Raw genomic sequence first — 3,297 nt, 5'->3', positions numbered from 1 at the left:
CCGGGCGCCGGACGCGCGGACCGGCCGGGCGCCGGACGCACCGTGGCGGGCAGAGAACCCGGTCACGTCCGCTTGCCGCCGCACGCCTGCGCGGTCTACAGTTCTCGGTCATGCGGAAGATTCTCGTAGTAACCGGACGTAACGGGGCCTGAAGACCGGCACCCCCGTTGCGTGGTTGCTCGATCTCCGTCGGTCCCCGCACCGACGTCTGAGACGAGAACACCATGTACACCACCACCTCCTCCCCCACCGGGACGACCTCCTGCCCGTTCGCCGAGCGGTTCGGTCGCCGGTTGCCGCGCGGCTTCGCCGACGAGGCGGCCGAACTGGACTGGCGCACGCTGATCGACACCTACGCGCCGTCGACCGACCACTTCCACCTGGCCGACCTCACACGTCGGCCGCTGGGCCGCGGGATCACCGCCTACGAGGCGATCCTGTCGACCCGGGACCCCTCCACCCCGGGTGAGTTCACCGCCCACCGCCTGACCACCGAGTCCTGCGGTGACCTCACCGCCATGTCCGAGATGCTGGGCAGGATCGGCGCCCGCGTGGAGATCGAGCGGTTCCACCAGTACGAGGGTGACGCGTTCGGCCGAACCGAGTCCTGGTGCACGATCCTGCAGGCCACCTGCGGTCGCCGCACGACATGGGCCATGGGTTTCGGGCAGTCCCCCGGCGAGGCCTCGATCGTCGCGCTGCTGAGCGCCGCGACCCTGCTCCACCTGCGCTGAGCACGGCCACACGGATCGCTTCTGTAAAGTAGTCACGGAACCCTAACCCCGGTCGACCACCGGCACCCCGCTGCACACGGCGGGGGCGTCCGCACGTCGTCGTCCGTTCGACGTAGCGAGAGGAGTCGCCGGTGATCGTGATTCTCGCGGCCCATGCCGTGGCCGCCATGATCGCGATCCCGCTGGTGTTGCGGTTCGGCCGTCGCGCGTTCCTCGCCCTGGCCACGGTGCCCGCGGCGGGCGCGGTGTGGGTGGCCGCCAACCTGGACCGCGTGCCCACCGAGTCCGTCCAGTGGGCGCCCGGCATCCACCTCTCGCTGGATCTGCGCATGAACGCGTTGTCGGCGCTCCTGGCCCTCATCGCCCTCGGCGTGGGTGCGCTCGTCCTGGTCTACTGCACCTGGTACTTCAAGGACGACGAACCACGTCTCCACCTGTTCGCCGCCGAGCTGGTCGCCTTCGCGGGCGTCATGTTCGGACTGGTCGTGGCCGACAACATGATCCTCCTCTACATCTTCTGGGAGATCACGTCCGTCCTGAGTTTCCTGCTCGTCGGCCACTACGCCGAGCGGGCCTCCGCGCGCCGCGCGGCCACCCAGGCGCTGCTCGTGACCACCCTCGGCGGTCTCGCGATGCTCGTCGGGATGATCATCCTCGGCCAGGCCGCCGGCTCCTACCTGATCAGCGATATCGTGGCGGCACCACCGTCGGGGACGCTCATCCACTGGGCGCTGATCCTGGTGATAGTCGGCGCGGCCAGCAAGTCGGCCATCGCCCCATTGCACTTCTGGCTCCCGGGGGCCATGACCGCCCCGACCCCGGTGAGTGCCTACCTACACTCCGCGGCCATGGTCAAGGCCGGGGTCTTCCTCGTCGCGCTCCTGACCCCGGGCCTGTCGGGCTCGTCCACCTGGCAACTGCCTCTCATCGCCCTCGGTCTGAGCTCCCTCCTCATGGCCGGGTGGCGCGCGTTGCGGGAGACCGACCTCAAACTCGTGCTGGCGTTCGGCACCGTGAGCCAGCTGGGCTTCCTCCTCGTTCTCGTGGGCATCGGCTCACGTGACACGATGCTCGCCGGGCTCACGATGCTGCTCGCGCACTCGCTGTTCAAGTCCGCCCTGTTCATGTCCGTCGGCGTGATCGACAAGACCACCGGGACGAGGGAGATCAGGGACCTGTCGGGACTGGGCCGTAAGCGGCCCGCCCTCGCGGTGGTCTTCACCCTCGCCGCCGCCTCGATGGCCGGGCTCCCGCCCTTCCTGGGGTTCGTCGGGAAGGAGGCGGCGTTCGCCACCGTCCTGTCCGAGGAGCGCCTGCACGGGATGCCGTCGCTGGTCGTGACCGCTGGGCTCGTGGCGGGGTCGATACTCACCTTCTCCTACACCGCGCGCCTGGTGATGGGCGCGTTCCGCTCCAAGAGTTCCTTCCCCGACGGCATCAGCCCCGCCGTCGCCTCCTCCCGCCCCGCGGGACCGCTCTTCCTCTCCGTTCCGGCCGTACTGGCCGGGTCCGGCCTGGTGCTGGGGCTGTGGAACGCGCCCGTCGAGAACATGATCGCCCGGTACGTCGACGTGGCATTCCCGCCCGGCAGCCCCTGGCGCGGCCCCGAGGGCTACCACCTGGGACTGTGGCACGGGATAGGCATCCCGCTCGCGCTCACCCTGGTGGTCTATCTGCTGGGCGCCCTGCTCTACGTGGCGCAGCGGACCGTCGAGAGGATGCAGTTCGAGTCGCCCGCCCTGGGTAACGCCGACCGCATCTACGACGCCGTCCTCCGGTTCTTCGACCTGCTGTCCCTGCGCCTGACGGCGAGTATCCAGCGTGGGTCGCTACCGCTCACCCTCGGCATCATCCTGGTCACGTTCGTGATCTTCCCGTTCGGTTCGCTCCTGGCCGGTACGCGCGAGGGCCTGCGGATGGAGCTGTCGGCGAACCCGGTGGTGCTGATCGTCATGATCCCCATGGCGCTCGCCGCGGTGGCCGCCACGGTGCTGCGCAACCGCCTCGCCGCCGTGATCTGCATGTCCGTCACCGGCTACGGCGTCGCCGTCATCTTCGCCATCCACGGAGCCCCGGACCTCGCGCTCACGCAGGTCCTGGTCGAGACGCTCCTGATGGTCGCGTTCGTGCTGGTCCTGAGGACGATGCCGGCCGAGGTACCGCTCTCGAACGGTTTCCGCCGTCTGCGGGCCTGGCTCGGGATCGGCGTAGGGCTGCTCGTGGTGGTGGCCGGTGCGTACGCGATCAACGCCCGCCAGCACCCGGCCGTCTCGCTCGTCTTCCCCGACATCGCCTACCAGATCGGCAACGGCGCCAACGCCGTCAACGTCACCCTGGTCGACATCCGCGCGTGGGACACCCTCGGCGAGATCACCGTCCTGCTGGTCGCCGCCACCGGGGTGGCCAGCCTCGTGTTCCGCAACCGTCGCTACGGCTCCGGCCCGCGTCTGGCCGACGTCGACAAGACCCGCTCGGGTCGGCGCGGCGTCGAGGCGGCCCGGATCGTCATCGAGGCGCCGGGGGCGACCCCCGGACGGTGGCTCGTCGGCGCCACCGTCCGCGA

General features: G+C 69.9%; 2 protein-coding genes. Both read left to right on the top strand.

The features are described 5' to 3' along the window. Positions 1-224 precede the first annotated feature (224 nt). Positions 225-734: a hypothetical protein gene (locus tag G6021_RS06800; RefSeq protein WP_182640914.1), complete on the top strand. Its 510-nt coding sequence runs from the start codon at positions 225-227 to the stop codon at positions 732-734. A gap of 131 nt (positions 735-865) precedes the next feature. Continuing rightward, positions 866-3,297, top strand: a 2,432-nt coding sequence (locus G6021_RS06795; RefSeq protein WP_182640913.1) for a Na+/H+ antiporter subunit A, incomplete at its 3' end; no start/stop codon positions are given.

Source organism: Dietzia sp. CW19 (assembly GCF_014145265.1).
Classification (GTDB): Bacteria; Actinomycetota; Actinomycetes; order Mycobacteriales; family Mycobacteriaceae; genus Dietzia; species Dietzia natronolimnaea.
Note: the sequence above shows the minus strand (reverse complement) of the source record. Positions and strands in the feature narration are given on the sequence as shown.